The organism is Dysgonomonadaceae bacterium zrk40 (assembly GCA_016916535.1).
Classification (GTDB): Bacteria; Bacteroidota; Bacteroidia; order Bacteroidales; family Dysgonomonadaceae; genus Proteiniphilum.
Genome location: CP070276.1, coordinates 230,123 through 245,859, shown reverse-complemented (window position 1 = coordinate 245,859; position 15,737 = coordinate 230,123). Strand labels below are relative to the sequence as shown.

Annotated in this window: 14 protein-coding genes; 8 read left to right on the top strand and 6 right to left on the bottom strand. The window is 50.2% G+C overall.

The features are described from left to right. Positions 1 to 11: 11 nt before the first annotated feature. From JS578_01070 to tig, 5 genes are all read right to left on the bottom strand, one after another. A complete protein-coding gene (locus tag JS578_01070) occupies positions 12 to 1,952 on the bottom strand; it encodes a 1-deoxy-D-xylulose-5-phosphate synthase (GenBank protein QRX63889.1) in 1,941 nt (646 codons plus the stop codon). A gap of 70 nt (positions 1,953 to 2,022) precedes the next feature. Beyond that, the gene (gene recQ, locus JS578_01065) at positions 2,023 to 4,224 is read right to left on the bottom strand and encodes a DNA helicase RecQ (GenBank protein QRX63888.1); all 2,202 of its coding nucleotides are present in this window, start codon (positions 4,222 to 4,224) and stop codon (positions 2,023 to 2,025) included. A 193-nt stretch (positions 4,225 to 4,417) separates the two neighbouring features. Next, positions 4,418 to 5,659 (bottom strand): ATP-dependent Clp protease ATP-binding subunit ClpX, encoded by a 1,242-nt coding sequence (clpX, locus tag JS578_01060; protein ID QRX63887.1) that lies wholly within the window; start codon positions 5,657 to 5,659, stop codon positions 4,418 to 4,420. 10 nt (positions 5,660 to 5,669) lie between these two features. Next, positions 5,670 to 6,344 (bottom strand): ATP-dependent Clp endopeptidase proteolytic subunit ClpP, encoded by a 675-nt coding sequence (gene clpP, locus JS578_01055; GenBank protein QRX63886.1) that lies wholly within the window; start codon positions 6,342 to 6,344, stop codon positions 5,670 to 5,672. Positions 6,345 to 6,394: 50 nt separating this feature from the next. Beyond that, a complete protein-coding gene (tig, locus tag JS578_01050) occupies positions 6,395 to 7,816 on the bottom strand; it encodes a trigger factor (GenBank protein QRX63885.1) in 1,422 nt (473 codons plus the stop codon). Between the two features lie 195 nt (positions 7,817 to 8,011). On the opposite strand from tig, the gene JS578_01045 reads away from it, so the two are divergent. From JS578_01045 to JS578_01025, 5 genes are all read left to right on the top strand, one after another. Then, a complete protein-coding gene (locus JS578_01045; protein ID QRX63884.1) occupies positions 8,012 to 8,917 on the top strand; it encodes a CPBP family intramembrane metalloprotease in 906 nt (301 codons plus the stop codon). Then, a complete protein-coding gene (locus JS578_01040) occupies positions 8,914 to 9,492 on the top strand; it encodes a DUF3109 family protein (protein QRX63883.1) in 579 nt (192 codons plus the stop codon). The genes JS578_01045 and JS578_01040 overlap by 4 nt, the downstream gene beginning before the upstream one ends. A 77-nt stretch (positions 9,493 to 9,569) precedes the next feature. Next, positions 9,570 to 10,163 carry a TetR/AcrR family transcriptional regulator gene (locus tag JS578_01035; protein ID QRX63882.1) on the top strand — a complete coding sequence of 198 codons (594 nt, stop codon included), beginning with the start codon at positions 9,570 to 9,572 and terminating at the stop codon, positions 10,161 to 10,163. 8 nt (positions 10,164 to 10,171) lie between these two features. Then, on the top strand, positions 10,172 to 10,918 hold the full coding sequence (gene fabG / locus JS578_01030; GenBank protein ID QRX63881.1) for a 3-oxoacyl-[acyl-carrier-protein] reductase: 747 nt from the start codon (positions 10,172 to 10,174) through the stop codon (positions 10,916 to 10,918). A 6-nt stretch (positions 10,919 to 10,924) separates the two neighbouring features. Beyond that, complete coding sequence (locus JS578_01025; protein ID QRX63880.1) at positions 10,925 to 11,608, top strand: RNA pseudouridine synthase; 684 nt, start codon at positions 10,925 to 10,927, stop codon at positions 11,606 to 11,608. A 10-nt stretch (positions 11,609 to 11,618) separates the two neighbouring features. Here JS578_01025 and arfB read toward each other — a convergent pair whose 3' ends face one another. Then, the gene (arfB, locus tag JS578_01020) at positions 11,619 to 12,026 is read right to left on the bottom strand and encodes an aminoacyl-tRNA hydrolase (GenBank protein QRX63879.1); all 408 of its coding nucleotides are present in this window, start codon (positions 12,024 to 12,026) and stop codon (positions 11,619 to 11,621) included. A gap of 161 nt (positions 12,027 to 12,187) precedes the next feature. Between arfB and JS578_01015 the strand changes: the two genes are divergently transcribed. The 3 genes from JS578_01015 to JS578_01005 all read left to right on the top strand — a co-directional run bounded on the left by JS578_01015 (position 12,188) and on the right by JS578_01005 (position 15,709). Then, a complete protein-coding gene (locus tag JS578_01015; GenBank protein ID QRX63878.1) occupies positions 12,188 to 13,090 on the top strand; it encodes a nucleotidyltransferase in 903 nt (300 codons plus the stop codon). 34 nt (positions 13,091 to 13,124) lie between these two features. After that, entirely contained in the window at positions 13,125 to 14,441 is a 1,317-nt protein-coding gene (locus JS578_01010) for an HlyC/CorC family transporter (protein ID QRX63877.1), read from the top strand. A gap of 194 nt (positions 14,442 to 14,635) precedes the next feature. Then, positions 14,636 to 15,709: a galactose mutarotase gene (locus JS578_01005; GenBank protein QRX63876.1), complete on the top strand. Its 1,074-nt coding sequence runs from the start codon at positions 14,636 to 14,638 to the stop codon at positions 15,707 to 15,709. Positions 15,710 to 15,737 lie beyond the last annotated feature (28 nt).

Below are 15,737 nucleotides of genomic sequence, written 5' to 3'. Positions count from 1 at the left end.
TTTCAATATTGTTAATCAACAAGGTGTCTGTACCCTCTCTCTGACGGATTGTGTGAGTCGGATGTAGATAGGCAGAAAGACTCAATCTGTCTCAGGATCCCTTCTACATCGATGCCTGCGATTTGTTGCAGCTCACTGATGGATCCGTGGGTTATAAACGTGTCGGGGATTCCGATTCTGAGCAGCCTGACGTTTGTGTAGTTGTGGTCTGAGAGGAACTCAGAAACAGCACTTCCCAGGCCACCGTTTACCGTACCATTTTCCAGCGTGATCACCACGGGGTAGCGGGAAGCCACCTCATGCAACAACTCCTGGTCGATCGGTTTGAGGAATACCATATCGTAATGGGCCAGGCTGATCCCTTTTTCTCCCGCCATCTCGATCGCCTTGGCACCGCTGTTGCCAATGGCACCGATGGAGAGCAGTGCCCCATCGTTTCCCTCAGTTAATTTTCTTCCCTTGCCAATGGGAACTATCACGGGTTTGTTTTGCCAGTCGGAAAGCTGTCCCTGGCCACGGGGATAACGGATTACAAAGGGGCCGTCATTGCCATATACGGCGGTGTGCATGAGGTTGCGTAACTCATGCTCATTGTATGGTGCAGAGATCACAAGGTTGGGAATAGGACGCAGGTAAGCCAGGTCGAACGCACCATGGTGTGTGGGGCCGTCGGGACCTACCAGACCCGCCCTGTCGAGGCACATGATCACCTTCAGCTTCTGCAGTGCCACGTCGTGGATTACCTGGTCGTAGGCACGCTGCATGAAGGAAGAGTAGATGTTGCAGAAGGGAATCATCCCCTCTTTGGCCATGCCGGCGGAGAAGGTTACCGCATGTGCTTCGGCGATTCCCACATCGAATGCCCGTTCCGGCATCTCCTTCATCAGGTAAATCATGGAACAACCGGTAGGCATGGCGGGGGTCACCCCCACAATTGAATCGTTTTCCTTGGCCATCTCCACTAGGGTATGACCGAAGACATCCTGGTAGGCCTGCGGTTGGTCCAGACACTTCTTCACCTTGCGTTCTCCGGTCTCCTTGTTGAAGAGGCCGGGAGCATGCCATTCAGTGGCCGAGCGCTCAGCCGGCTCATAACCTTTACCCTTTACGGTTTTGATGTGAAGCATCTTGGGACCTTTCATCTCCTTGATGTTGGAGAGGATGCGGATCAGCCCGGGCAGGTCATGTCCATCTACCGGACCGAAATAGCGGATGTTGAATCCCTCGAAGAGGTTTTGTTCTTTGGTGAGCAGCGACTTGATGCTGTTGCTGAAACGCAGCACCCTGTTTTTGTCGCGCTCGGAGATCAGGTTGCGACGACGGAACCCCTGGTAGACATCATGTCTTACCTTGTTATACTTCGATGAGGTGGTCAGCTTCACCAGGTAATCCTGTAACCCGCCCACGTTGTTATCAATCGACATGTTGTTGTCGTTAAGGATGATCAACAGGTTGTTGGGTTGTGAGCAGGCGTTGTTGAGTCCTTCGTACGCCAAACCGCCGGTCATTGAGCCATCACCAATCACGGCCACCACGTGGCGATCTTCTTCCTTGCGCAACGATGCAGCAACAGCCATGCCCAGCGCGGCTGAAATGGAGGTGGAAGCATGTCCCACCGAGAAGGTATCATACTCGCTTTCGGATGGGTTGATAAATCCTGAGATGCCTCCCAGTTTCCGATTGGTATGAAAGCGATCGCGCCTCCCGCTAAGGATTTTGTGGCTGTAAGCCTGATGTCCCACATCCCATACCAGGCGATCGTAGGGGGTGTTGTACAGATAGTGTAACGCAACGGTCAGCTCAACGGTGCCCAGGCTGGAACCAAAATGTCCCGGGTTGTGGGAGAGATGATCGATGATGAATTCCCTCAGGTCTGCACAAACCTCTTCCAGTTGTTCTATCTTGAGATTCTTAAGATCGTCGGGACTATTTATCTCTTGTAAATATTTCATGATCCAAACACCTTTCGTCTTTCTATCATAACGATACTGGTGTGAATATGTTTAAATTGTTGCAAACTGATTAGTTGGCCATGTCGGAGAAGAACTTGATCCGTACCAGTCTGATTTCAGTATCGGTATAATCCGGGAACTCTTCCTGTGCGCTTTCCAGGTTATCTGTCTCCGCCTCTTTGAAGTAGGCATAGATGTCCTGCAGCACATCCTGATCCATCACCTCATTGAGAAAGTAGTCGATGTTGATCTTGGTACCCGAATAGACAATCGCTTCCACTTCAGCGAGCATCTCGTTAAAATCAATGCCTTTCGATTCTGCCAGGTCGTCGAGAGCCACCTTGCGGTCGATGGCCTGCACAATCGATACTTTTAGCTTCGATTTATTGGCGACCGTTTTCACGCGGAGGTCTTCGGGACGGGTGATGTCATTTTCCTCCACATGTTTGCGAATCAGGTCTACAAACTCTTTGCCGTAACGCTTTGCTTTGCCGGCACCCACTCCCGGAATATTTTGCAACTCATCCAGTGTGATGGGATAGGAGGTGGCCATCGCTTCCAGCGAGGAAGGTTGGAAGATTACATAGGGGGGTACATTCAGTTTCTTCGACAACTTTTTCCTCAGGTCCTTCATCATGGAGAAAAGCACCGGGTCGGCTGCACCGCCACTGCCGGCAGCTGCACCGAGCACATCTGAATCGTCACTTTCCAGATCTGAGATATCGTCCTCATCTTCATCATCTCTGGTGACCTTGAATGAGACCGGGTTCTTCAGGAAATCTTTCCCTTTCTTGGTAATCTTGAGGATGCCGTAATTTTCGATGTCCTTCTTGATGTAGTTGTCCAGAAGGGCCTGTCGGATCACGGTCTCCCAGGTATCGGACTCTTCATCTGAACCGGAACCAAATTCATCCAGTTCGTTGTGTCCGTATGTTTCAATATCAGAAGTCTCTTTTCCGGTCAGGAAATCGGTCAGGTAATCGGCTTTCTGTTTCTCTTTCAATACTGAAATTGCTTCCAATACCGTAATCAATAGTTCTTTCGCTTCCACTTTCTTCTTTGGATTTAAACAATTGTCACAATGTTCGCAGTTTGTTTCATCATACTCTTCGCCGAAGTAATGCAACAGCATCTTTCTCCGGCATACCGATGTCTCGGCATATGCTGCTGTCTCCAGCAGCAGTTGTTTGCCTATCTCCTGTTCAGAGACGGGCTTACCCTGCATGAAGCGTTCCAGCTTCTGCAGATCTTTATTGGAGTAGAAAGCAATGCATCTGCCTTCACCTCCGTCACGTCCGGCACGCCCGGTTTCCTGGTAGTAACCCTCCAGGCTCTTGGGGATGTCGTAATGAATGACGTATCGTACGTCTGGTTTGTCAATCCCCATGCCAAAGGCGATGGTTGCGACAATCACATCTGTTTTCTCCATCAGGAAGGCATCCTGGTTGGAGCTGCGTGTTGCTGCATCCATGCCAGCGTGGTATGGGAGTGCCCTGATATTGTTTGCCTGCAGGATCTTGGAAAAGTCATCCACCTTCTTTCGGCTTAGGCAATAGACGATTCCCGATTTTCTTCCCTGTGAGAGGATGTATTTGATGATCTCCCTGTCTATATGTTCCGTCTTGGGTCTTACTTCATAATGCAGGTTGGGACGGTTGAAGGACGATTTGAAGACGGCTGCATGGCTCATTCCCAGGTTCTTTTGTATGTCATGTTGCACCTTGGGGGTTGCCGTGGCGGTAAGTGCGATGATGGGACGGGGGGATATCTCTGCTATGATAGGTCTGATGCGCCGGTATTCGGGTCTGAAGTCATGTCCCCACTCAGAGATACAGTGGGCTTCATCCACCGCGTAAAAGGAGATGGGTACGGAGCGCAGGAACTCCACATTCTCCAACTTGGTGAGTGACTCTGGCGCAACGTAAAGCATCTTGGTTTTGCCGGAAAGGATATCCCGTTTCACCTCTTCAATCTCCTGCTTGTTGAGCGAGGAGTTGAGAAAATGGGCAATGCCGTCTTCTTCACTGTAGTTGCGCATGGCATCCACCTGATTTTTCATCAGCGCGATCAGTGGGGAGATGATGATGGCGGTACCCTCCATCAGCAGGGCAGGCAGTTGGTAACACAACGACTTGCCTCCTCCCGTCGGCATCAGCACAAAGGTGTCCTTGCCGGAGAGGATGCTTGCAATAATGGCTTCCTGATTGCCTTTGAAAGTATCAAAGCCAAAATATTTCTTTAAACCCTTGTGTATTGAATCTTGTTTTCCCATTGTGCCCGTGTCCCTGCGATAAGAAGGTTGTCACCGAAAGGTTGATACAAAATTAAAAAAGTATTTCATATATACAATAACAAAACGGGGAATGCACGAAAAAAACGCAGGGAGACCATGCGTTTTTTATCTGTCGGGAACCGGCTGTTTGTGAATCAGCGGGTTTTGTTCTATCCGTCGAACATCAAGAGCCTCAGGCCACCCTCAGATGATGGTGGTCAGATTTTTCAAGCTGCTGCTCGGCATATTTACGGGTGACATGCAGTTTCTTCTTCTCTTCCGAGGGGGTGCTGAACATGGCATCAATCATAATCGCCTCCACGATGGAGCGCAAACCACGTGCCCCCAGTTTGAATTCGATCGCCTTGTCGACGATATATTCATATGCCTCCTGCTCAAAGCTGAGTGCCACACCATCCATCTCGAACAGCTTCTGATACTGCTTGATGATTGAGTTCTTCGGTTCTACCAGGATGCGCAGCAGCGCCTCCCTGTCGAGCGGCTCCAGGTAGGTGAGGATGGGGAGCCTGCCAATGATCTCGGGAATCAGGCCGAACGATTTCAGGTCGAGCGGTGTGATGTATTGCAGCATGTTGTCCCGGTCGATGTTGGCTTTTTGGCTACTTGCAGCATACCCCACCACCCGTGTGTTGAGGCGCTGTGCGATTTTCTTATCGATGCCATCGAAGGCACCACCGCAGATGAAGAGGATGTTCTTGGTGTTGACCGCGATCATCCGTTGCTCCGGATGCTTGCGTCCTCCCTGGGGTGGTACGTTGACCACCGATCCTTCAAGCAGCTTCAGCAGTCCCTGCTGTACCCCTTCACCGCTCACGTCACGGGTGATGGAGGGGTTGTCGCTCTTGCGTGCGATCTTGTCGATTTCATCAATGAAAACGATTCCCCTCTCAGCCGCATTCACGTCATAGTCTGCTACCTGCAGCAGACGGGTGAGAATGCTTTCAATGTCTTCACCCACATAACCGGCCTCGGTGAGTACGGTGGCGTCGACAATGGTAAAGGGTACATGCAATAACTTGGCAATGGTGCGAGCCAGCAATGTCTTGCCCGTACCGGTGGCACCCACCATGATGATGTTCGATTTCTCAATCTCTACTTCATCCTTCAAATTCTTTTGCAGGATTCGTTTGTAGTGATTGTAGACCGCTACCGAAAGAAAACGTTTTGCATTCTCCTGGCGGATCACGTAGTGATCGAGAAACTCCTTGATCTGTGCCGGTTTGGGTAGCGATGCGAGGTTGATCCCCGGGTCGTTCTTTTTGTTACCCTTGAAGGTTTCGTTTACGATCTCATGAGCCTGCTCGGCACACATATCGCAAATGTAACCGGTCACTCCGGAGATCAAGAGGTTGACTTCCTGTTCACTTCTTCCGCAGAAACTGCAATGGTTGCTGCTGTTTGTTTTTTTAGCCATCCGGGTGTTGTTATTTTCTTACCAGCACATCATCTACCATGCCGTAGGCCTTAGCCTCGTCTGCGGTCATCCAGAAGTCACGGTCGGAGTCGCGTGCCACATCTTCAACCGACTTGCCCGAGTGGGAGGAGATGATCTGGTAGAGCTCCTGCTTGATCTTTGCGATCTCACGTGCCGTGATCTCGATGTCAGAAGCCTGGCCCTGAACGCCACCCAGTGGCTGGTGAATCATCACGCGCGAGTGGGTGAGGGCAAACCGTTTCTTTTCACTCCCGGCCACCAGCAATACGGCCGCCATAGAGGCAGCGATACCGGTACAGATGGTGGAGATGTTGCTCGATACGAACTGCATGGTGTCGTAAATCCCCAGACCGGCATATACCGATCCTCCGGGTGAGTTGATGTAGATTGAGATATCTTTACCCGGGTCGGCCGAGTCGAGGTAAAGCAGCTGTGCCTGAATCACATTGGCTGTATAGTCGTCGATGGCTGTCCCCAGGAAGATGATGCGGTCCATCATCAGTCGTGAGAAGACATCCATCTGTGCCACGTTTAATTGACGCTCCTCAATGATGGTAGGGGAGATGTAACCGCCACCCTGGCTGGTGATATTGATGTAGCTGTCAAGCCTGGAGCCGTTCATGCCCAGGTGCTTCACCGCATATTTTCTGAAATCGTCTTGCATATAGCTCTTTTTTTAATTCAACTTGTTGAATGTAGATCTGTTCTATCAGTTTATTCTTCTGATGCATCTGTTGCGGCCGTCTCATCCTCCACCTCTTCATGGTGTGTATGGGAATGCTCGCTCATCAGATCGTTGAATGCTTTTGATTCAATCTCTTGCTCCACTACGGTCACGTTGGCCTTCAGCCATTCGATCACCTTGTCCTCTGTGGCTCTTTCCACCAGGTTCTGAACCGTTTCCTCTTTTTCGAGCAGGCTCTTGGTGTAGTTCTGCAATACATCGGCCGGCAGGTTGCTCATGCCATACTGTGCAAATTGAGCTTTGGCTACTTCGGCTGCCAGTGCCTCGATATCCTGATACTCTACCTTGAGTTCGTTCTCATCTACGATCTTCTGCTTGGCGATGTGGAACTTGAGGTCTTCCAGGATCCTGGGGTAATCCTCTTCCAGTTGTTCCTCGGTGCGTTCACTACTGCTCTCCAGCAGCCAACGTTTCAGGAACTCATCGGGGAAAGCGACATCCTTCATCTTCTCCACGATCAGATCCTTTGCCTGGTGAATGAATAGGTGGTCCACGCTTGGCTTGAACTGACGTGTCAGCTCTGCGGATACCTTCTCACGGAAATCCTCTTCCGATGTGGATACTCCTTCTCCCAACACCTTGTCGAACAGCTCCTGGTTCATCTCGGCTTCCTTGTAACGGGTTACCTCCTTGATGTCGAAACGATAGTCGGAAGTGATTTCACCAACTTGCTCCTTGGTGGTCTGCAGCAGAGAGGCTACCTCGGCCTTGTTGTTGTCGTAGGCGTTCAACGGGTTGAAAACAATGCTGTCACCCACCTTGGCGCCGATGAAGCTATTTTTGGTGGTTTCATCTTTCACGTAGGAGGGCATCAGGATGGCATTTTCAATCACCTCTCCTCCTTCTTTCACCTGCTCCCCTTCCATCTCGGTGAGGGTGCCTTTAATCAGGTCGGTATCCTTGGCCTCTTCTTCAACGGCTTCGTAGGTGCCGTAGTTTTGACGGTAGCCATCCATCTGTTTGTCGAGCAGGTCTGCCTCCAGTTTCACGTTGTACCAGGTCAGCTCGGTCTCTTTGTCGAGCGTCAGCTCAAACTCCGGGGTGAGGGCTACATCAAAGTAGAAGCTCATAGTCTCATCCTTCTCCAGGTCCACCTGTTTCTCTTCGCTGTCGTCAGCCATCGGTTCACCCAGGATCTTCAGCTTGTTCTCGCGGATGAAATTGCCCAGCTCGTCTGAGACTATTTTGTTGATCTCGTCTACCAGCACCGCTTTACCATACATTTTGCGGATCACGCTCTTGGGCACCTTGCCCTGGCGAAAGCCGGGGATGTTGGCACGCTGACGGTACTGGTTCAGCGATTTTTCCACCTTTTCCTGATAATCCTCTTTTTCCAGTTCTATGACGATGGTTCCGTTTACATCGCTCGTTTTATTCAGTGTTGACTTCATTGGGATGAATGATTTTTTTAAGTTGAAAGTAGGTATATTTCAACCGTTTGATATAGTTTTGAAATAAGAGTGCAAAAATAGTGTTATTCTTCCAATCTGCAAAAAATATTTTGTATCTCTCCCGTATCCCACTTCCAGCCTCCTGCACCCATCTCCCAAAAAATCCCTATCTTTGCCGCAAAAAGATATCGATTCATGTACAACCCCCTTCATTCAATGACCACGGGCACCCGGATCATTTTCCTTTTCTTGCTGATGCTGATAGGCTTGATCCTTGCGGGTGGCCTGATCACGCTCATAGGAACGGTGACGAATGGTGGTGACGGGGATGCTGTGAAGATGATCTACATCGGTACCGTGGTACAGTCTTTTTTAGTCTTTGTGGTGCCTGCAATGTTGCTCGCCTACAGCATCGATAGAAATGGAACCGGTTACCTCGGGATGAGAGACAACGTTAGTTGGGGAGGTCACATCCTCTACACGCTGGCCATTTTTCTCATTTCTTACCCCTTTACCTCTTTTCTTTCACAATGGAACAGTCAGATGGTGCTGCCGGAAGCGTTCAGTGAACTGGAAAAAACCATGCGTGCAATGGAAGATGCAGCGATGGAGACCACACAACAGATCCTCTCGCTCAACAGTGTGGGGGGCTTGCTGCTAAACCTGCTGGTGGTGGCGCTGCTGGCAGCGCTCTCCGAAGAGCTCTTTTTTCGGGGAGCACTGCAACAACTGCTGGGGGAATGGCTCAGAAGCGGTCATGCCGCTGTCTGGATCACGGCGGCCATCTTCAGCCTGGTGCACTTCCAGTTCTACGGCTTTCTGCCCAGGATGCTGCTGGGGGCATTGCTGGGCTACCTCTTTCTTTACAGTCGCAATCTCTGGATTCCCATTCTCTTTCACTTTGTCAACAACGCCTCGGTGATCCTCCTCCACTATTTCTGGGGTGATGCATCCTGGTTCCGGAAGCTGGATGAGTTACCGCTCACCTTGCCTTTCCTGATCACAGCAGTGATGAGTGCACTGGGCACGCTGCTGCTGTTTCACCTATTGATGAAAAGGAGTAGAACGACCCAACAACAGACAACAACCCAACAACAATGATACAAATCGCAAATACACTTCTCTCGAACGATATATTTGAAGCACAGTTCATCTGTGACCTCTGTAAGTGCAAAGGTCAATGCTGTGTGGATGGCGAATCGGGCGCACCTCTCACCAGAGAGGAGCATGATCAGATACAGGAAATACTGCCCGAAATCTGGGATGATCTCTCACCCAAAGCGCAGGAGCTGATATCAACACAGGGGATCTCCTACACCGACACCGATGGTGAGCTGGTTACCTCCATCATAAACGGAGAGGAGTGTGTCTTTACCTACTTCGATGAAAACGGTATCTGCAAGTGTGCCATCGATACCGCTTACCGAGAGGGTAGAACAACGGTACAAAAACCGATATCCTGTCATCTCTATCCGATACGATTGACAGAGTATGCCGATTATACTGCCGTCAATTACCACCAGTGGTCGGTCTGCCGCCCTGCTGTGAAGTTGGGACGCAAGGAGGGGGTGCCCCTCTACCGCTTCCTGCGGGAGCCACTGATACGGAGGTTCGGCGAAGATTGGTACAGAGAAGTGTGTGAAGCTACCACGCTCCTTGAGAAAGCGAAAAAATAACTTTTTTTGTCTTTGCTTTCTTTTTCTGAAATCTTTGTACTATTTTTACACATATATACTATTAATGTGCAAACAACGTGACATCAGCTATTTCTAAAACCAAAAAGAATCTTATAGATGTGGCTCGACAACTTTTCGCAAAAAAAGGACTCGAGAATACCACGATGAATGACATTGCTGAAGCTTCACACCGTGGCAGACGAACCCTCTACACCTATTTTAGCAGCAAGTATGACATCTTCAAGGCCGTGATTGAGTCGGAACTGAATGTCCTCTACGGTAAGCTGGAGGAGGTGCTCTTGCGTGACATTCCGGCGGATGAGAAGCTGATCCTGATGGCATTCACCCGGTTGAGTGCCATCAAGGAGGTAGTAACCCGCAACGGTACCCTGCGGGCCGATTTCTTTCGCGATATTTGGCAGGTGGAAAACGTGCGGAAAGAATTCGACCGAAAAGAGATCCATTTCCTGGAATTGATCATACAAGATGGCCTCGACAAGGGTATCTTCCAGCTTGAAGATGCCCGTCAGACCGCCGAGATCCTTCATTATGCCTTTAAAGGATTGGAAGTACCAACCATACGAGGAGCCATGCGACTCGATTACAACAAGAAAGAGGACAGGGAAATCATTGCCGGTATCCTCTTCAAGGGAATTTACACAAAAAAATGAATATTTATATGAAGTTACTGGAAGGAAAAACAGCAGTCATCACCGGAGCAGCCAGGGGTATTGGTAAAGCCATCGCACTCAGGTTCGCATCCGAAGGTGCAAATATTGCATTCACAGACCTGAAGATCGACGAAGCGGGAGAAGCTACCGAACATGAGATCGCCTCCATGGGTGTGAAATGCAAGGGATACGCCTCCAACGCGGCCGACTTTGATGATACCCACCGCGTGGTGGAGGAGATCATGAAGGATTTTGGACGCATCGATATCCTGATCAACAATGCAGGCATCACCAAAGATGGCCTGATGATGCGTATGAGCGAGCAGCAGTGGGATGCGGTGATCAACGTGAACCTGAAATCGGCATTCAACTTCATTCATGCCATCACCCCCATCATGATGCGTCAGAAATCAGGCAGCATCGTCAACATGAGCTCAGTGGTGGGTGTCTCAGGTAATGCCGGACAGTCCAACTATTCCGCATCCAAGGCAGGGATGATCGGATTGGCCAAATCGATTGCCAAGGAGCTTGGCTCGAGAGGCATCCGTGCCAACGCCATCGCCCCGGGATTCATCATCACCGAGATGACCGGTGCCCTTTCGGAAGAGGTGCGCAACGAGTGGGCCAAGCAGATCCCGCTGCGCCGTGGAGGTACGCCTGAAGATGTTGCGAATACAGCGGTTTTCCTCGCGTCCGACCTCTCTTCGTACGTGAGCGGTCAGGTGATCAACGTCTGCGGCGGGATGAATACCTGATTGGGTATGACCGTATTGTACGAGGACAATCACATCATCATTGTCAATAAGTTACCGGGGGAGATTGTCCAGGGCGACAAGACCGGTGACAAGCCTCTTTCTGATATTGTAAAGGAGTATCTAAAGGAGAAGTACCACAAGCCCGGCAACGTCTTTTGCGGGGTGACACACCGTCTCGACCGGCCTACCAGTGGGGTGGTGGTGTTTGCCCGCACCAGCAAGGCGTTGTCGCGGCTCAATGAGCTGTTCCGTAAAGGGGAGGTGGACAAGACCTACTGGGCAGTGGTGAAAAAACGACCACCGCTGGAGGAGGATATCTTGGTTCACTACCTGATCAAGAACGAAAAGAACAACAAGTCGACTGCTTACCTCAGTGAGAAACCCAATACGAAAAAGGCGGTTTTGCGTTATAAGCTGATCGCATCCTCAGAGAAGTATCACCTGTTGGAAATAAAACTGGAAACCGGTAGACATCACCAGATACGTTGTCAGCTGGCGAAAATAGGGTGTCCCATCAAGGGAGATCTGAAATATGGGGCAGAACGTTCCAACCCTGATGGCAGCATCAGTCTTCATGCCCGGAGCATCTCTTTTGTCCATCCGGTATCAAAAGAGCTGATCAACGTTACGGCACCCTTGATGGATGACAATCTCTGGAAGGCTTTTGAGCAAGTGAACAACCCATCGTGAGCTGCCGGCTTCAATAATCAATATCGCTGCGTCTTTTTTTCTTCTCCCCAATTTGCTTTTTCTTCTCCAGTCGTTTTCGCACCGAGGCTGCTGTAGGCCTGGTCTTGTTTCTCTTTTTGACCGGTTTGAGTGCACTCAGCAGTAAATTTTCAAACTGACGAACCACACTTTTCTTGTTCATCAGCTGGCTGCGTTCTCTTTCGCATGAGAGCTGCAGGATCCCACCGTTCGTAATTCTGTTTTTCATTCGCTCCGATAACAATTGCTTTTGCTCATCGGTGAGCGATTGAGAGCCTGATACATCAAACAGCAGGATCACTTTCGTCTCCACCTTGTTCACGTTCTGCCCCCCGCTACCGCTGCTGCGTGCAGTCTGAAAGGTACATTCGGCTACCAGTTTGTTCAAGTCAATCGGCATATCACGTTTTTATAAGAACTGACAAGCAAAGATAGCTTTTTTGCATTCACCTCCTGTAATGATGCACCATTGTTGCCGATTTTTATCGTTTTTCGTTCCGACTGTTTGCCTAAAATAGTGTACATTTGTGCTTCAAACAACAACCAAAGAAAATAAAGCGAATGAAACCTACATTATTTGTACTGGCAGCAGGGATGGGCAGCCGTTACGGTGGCCTGAAACAGATGGACGGAGTGGGTCCGTCGGGTGAGACTATCATGGATTATTCCATCTATGATGCGGTGAACGCCGGTTTCGGTAAGCTGGTCTTCGTGATCCGCAAATCATTCGAAGCTGATTTCAGGGATAAGATCGTTAAAAAGTACGAGAAAAAGATACCGGTAGAGCTGGTGTTCCAGGAACTGGATGCCCTGCCGGCAGGATTCACCCCCCATCCCGACAGGGTGAAGCCGTGGGGTACCAACCACGCGGTGATGATGGGCAAGGAGGTGATCCATGAACCCTTCGCCGTAATTAACGCCGACGATTTCTACGGGCGTGAGAGCTTTTCCATCCTGGGTGATTACCTGAAAAAATTGGCTGAGAGCGAAAACCTTTACTGCATGGTGGGCTACCGTGTGGGCAACACCCTCTCCGAAAGTGGTACCGTGGCACGCGGTGTCTGCGAGACCGATGCAGAGGGTAACCTCACCGGTGTGGTGGAACGTACCCAGGTGATGCGTGTAGAGGGTCGTGTCAGCTATAAGGATGAACACGATCAATGGGTGGCCATTGACGATCATACACCTGTATCAATGAACATGTGGGGTTTCACCCCCGACTACTTCCGCTATTCAGACGATTATTTCGTGCGGTTCCTCAATGAGAATGCAGAGAACATCAAGGCTGAATATTTCATTCCGCTGCTGGTGAATCACCTCATTGTTGAGGGCAGCGTAAGTGTGAAGGTGCTTGATACACCCTCCAGCTGGTTCGGCGTTACCTATGCCGAAGATCGGCCCTCAGTGGTGGCACGACTGAAAGAGCTGGTAGATGAGGGCCGCTATCCCTCTCCCCTCTGGTAAAACATAGGGAACACTCTTCCCGAACCAACAGATTATGTGGTTAGACATCATCATCATTTTCCTGCTGATCCTGCTCAATGGCTTCTTTGCACTCTCTGAGATCGCCATCGTGTCGGCCAGAAAAAACAAGCTGGAGTCAGAACGTAAAAAAGGAAGCAAGGGCGCACGACGTGCCCTCTCACTGCGCGCCCAACCGGATAACTTCCTGTCGTCGGTGCAGGTGGGGATTACCCTGATTGGCATCATCAATGGTGCTTACGGTGGACAAGCTTTTGCCCAATACCTGGTACCTTTCTTCCAACAGTTCGCGCCCTTGGCCCCATTTGCCGATGTCATTGCCATGGTGGTGGTGGTGGTCCTTATCACCTATCTCTCCATTGTGATCGGCGAGCTGGTGCCCAAGACCATGGCACTGAACAACCCGGAGAAGCTGGCAATCGCTGTGGCCCCGTCCATTCACCTGGTGAGCATTGTCTTCTACCCATTCGTGAAGGTGCTCTCCTTTTCCACAAATCTCATCAACAGGCTGATTGGCATCAGACCCCGAAGTGAGGTGGTTTCGGAGATGGAGCTGCGGGCAATGCTGAAGACCGCATCCCGTGAGGGTGTGATCGATGCGGAGGAGAACATCATCCACGAGCAGGTGTTTTATTTCTCCGACAAGAAGGCGATACACCTGATGACACACCGCACCGATGTGGAGTGGGTAGACATCGACAAGGGGAGGGACGAGATCATACATGATCTGCTGGAGACAAGGCACAGCAAGATACTTGCCTGTCACGGCTCCATCGATGAGTTCGTGGGGACCATCACCGTGCGCGATTTGCTTCTGCGTCTTTACAACCGCGAAGCCTTCGGGATTGAAGATCTCATCATGGAGCCAATCATCGTGCCCAGTACCCTGCGCGCACAAAAGGTGTTGGAGAACTTCAAGAACATACGCAGGTTCGTGGCGGTGGTGGTTGACGAGTATGGCAGCCTCGATGGCATCATCACCATACATGACATCTTTGAAAACCTGGTGGGTACCATCCCCGAGGAGAGTGATGAGTCGACGGCCGATCCACTCTATTTTCAGCGTGACGAACACTCGGCGCTGGTGAGCGGTGAGGCTCCCATAGAGACCCTGACCCGCATCGACGAAGAGTTCATTGTCGATTTCGACAAGATCGATTACGCCACCGTGGCCGGTTTCGTGTTCGCATGCATCAACAAGATGCCTGTCGTGGGTGACACCTTTGACTATGACAACCTGCATTTCGAAATCGTTGATCTCGACGGTAACCGTATCGACAAGGTGTTGGTCAGCAGAAAGAATAAGATACATACTGAATTTTTGAATAATTGATATAAACCAGATAAGATTGAAAAAGCAAGGTTTTTTGAATGGTGCAACCGGTAAGATCAAATGTTAATTATTGGTTATATGTTATACAACACACTTTTTGTTTAGGCCATAAATAAAAACTGTGTTAATTTTACATCACTTTTACAAAAGATCAATCTTCATCTCAATCTTATCTTTAAAACCAGGAGAATTACATGAAAGCAATGTATAGCAAATCCGGTTTGCTTGCGGAAGCATTTGAAAAAAGTGTGGATGGCAGGCAAACCGGGTTATACACTTTGACAAACAAGAGAGGCTGTGAGGTCACGGTAACCAACTACGGTGCAAAGATCGTTTCGCTGATGGTTCCCGACAAGTCGGGTCAACTGACCGACGTGGTGACGGGACATCCCTCTATCGATGATTATCTCACCTCCGAGGAGCCCTATTTTGGGGCTGTTTGCGGCAGGGTCGGAAACCGAATAGCCAAAGGACAGTTTACCCTCGAGGGTGTCAGTTACCAGCTGGCTGTCAACAACGGCCCTAACCACCTGCACGGCGGATTAAAGGGATTCAATGCCCTGGTGTGGGAAGTGAAAAGGGTGAGTGAAAGCAGCATAGAGCTCTTCTACCGCTCACCCGACGAGGAGGAGGGTTATCCGGGCAATCTTTCGGTCACCATTATCTACACACTCACCGAGGACGATGCACTGGACATCATCTACAAGGCTGAAACCGACAAGACCACCATTCTCAACCTCACCAACCATACCTACTTCAATCTCTCCGGACAGGGTGATCCCTCTATCGGAGATCATCTGCTGATGCTCAATGCCGAAACCTATCTGCCCACCGATGAGACCGCCATCCCTTATGGTGATCCGCAGCCGGTGAAAGGCACCCCGATGGATTTTACACAACCCTTCAGCATTGGTGAACGCATCAACGATGATTTTGAACAACTCCGCTTTGGCAATGGATATGACCACACCTTCGTGCTGGAGAAACCAGCGCCGGGAGAATATGCTTATGCCGGCATCTGCGAATCACCCAAAACAGGGATCAAGATGGAGATCTACACCACTGAGCCGGGTCTCCAGCTCTATACCGGCAACTGGATGACCGGTAACTTCGCCGGTAAGCAGGGCAAGCATTATCCCTGCCGATCGGCAGTATGCTTCGAGACACAACATTATCCCGACAGCATCAACAAACCGGACTATCCGACCACCATCCTTCGTCCCGGTGAGGAGTTTGAGTCACGCACAACTTATAAATTCTCTATATAACAGTTATCAACAAAGCAAGCGAATAGCT

Coding starts and splice junctions, on each gene's coding strand:
- JS578_01070 (QRX63889.1), bottom strand. CDS start 1,952: ATGAAATATTTACAAGAGATAAATAGTCCCGACGATCTTAAGAATCTC.
- recQ (QRX63888.1), bottom strand. CDS start 4,224: ATGGGAAAACAAGATTCAATACACAAGGGTTTAAAGAAATATTTTGGC.
- clpX (QRX63887.1), bottom strand. CDS start 5,659: ATGGCTAAAAAAACAAACAGCAGCAACCATTGCAGTTTCTGCGGAAGA.
- clpP (QRX63886.1), bottom strand. CDS start 6,344: ATGCAAGACGATTTCAGAAAATATGCGGTGAAGCACCTGGGCATGAAC.
- tig (QRX63885.1), bottom strand. CDS start 7,816: ATGAAGTCAACACTGAATAAAACGAGCGATGTAAACGGAACCATCGTC.
- JS578_01045 (QRX63884.1), top strand. CDS start 8,012: ATGTACAACCCCCTTCATTCAATGACCACGGGCACCCGGATCATTTTC.
- JS578_01040 (QRX63883.1), top strand. CDS start 8,914: ATGATACAAATCGCAAATACACTTCTCTCGAACGATATATTTGAAGCA.
- fabG (QRX63881.1), top strand. CDS start 10,172: ATGAAGTTACTGGAAGGAAAAACAGCAGTCATCACCGGAGCAGCCAGG.
- JS578_01025 (QRX63880.1), top strand. CDS start 10,925: ATGACCGTATTGTACGAGGACAATCACATCATCATTGTCAATAAGTTA.
- arfB (QRX63879.1), bottom strand. CDS start 12,026: ATGCCGATTGACTTGAACAAACTGGTAGCCGAATGTACCTTTCAGACT.
- JS578_01015 (QRX63878.1), top strand. CDS start 12,188: ATGAAACCTACATTATTTGTACTGGCAGCAGGGATGGGCAGCCGTTAC.
- JS578_01010 (QRX63877.1), top strand. CDS start 13,125: ATGTGGTTAGACATCATCATCATTTTCCTGCTGATCCTGCTCAATGGC.
- JS578_01005 (QRX63876.1), top strand. CDS start 14,636: ATGAAAGCAATGTATAGCAAATCCGGTTTGCTTGCGGAAGCATTTGAA.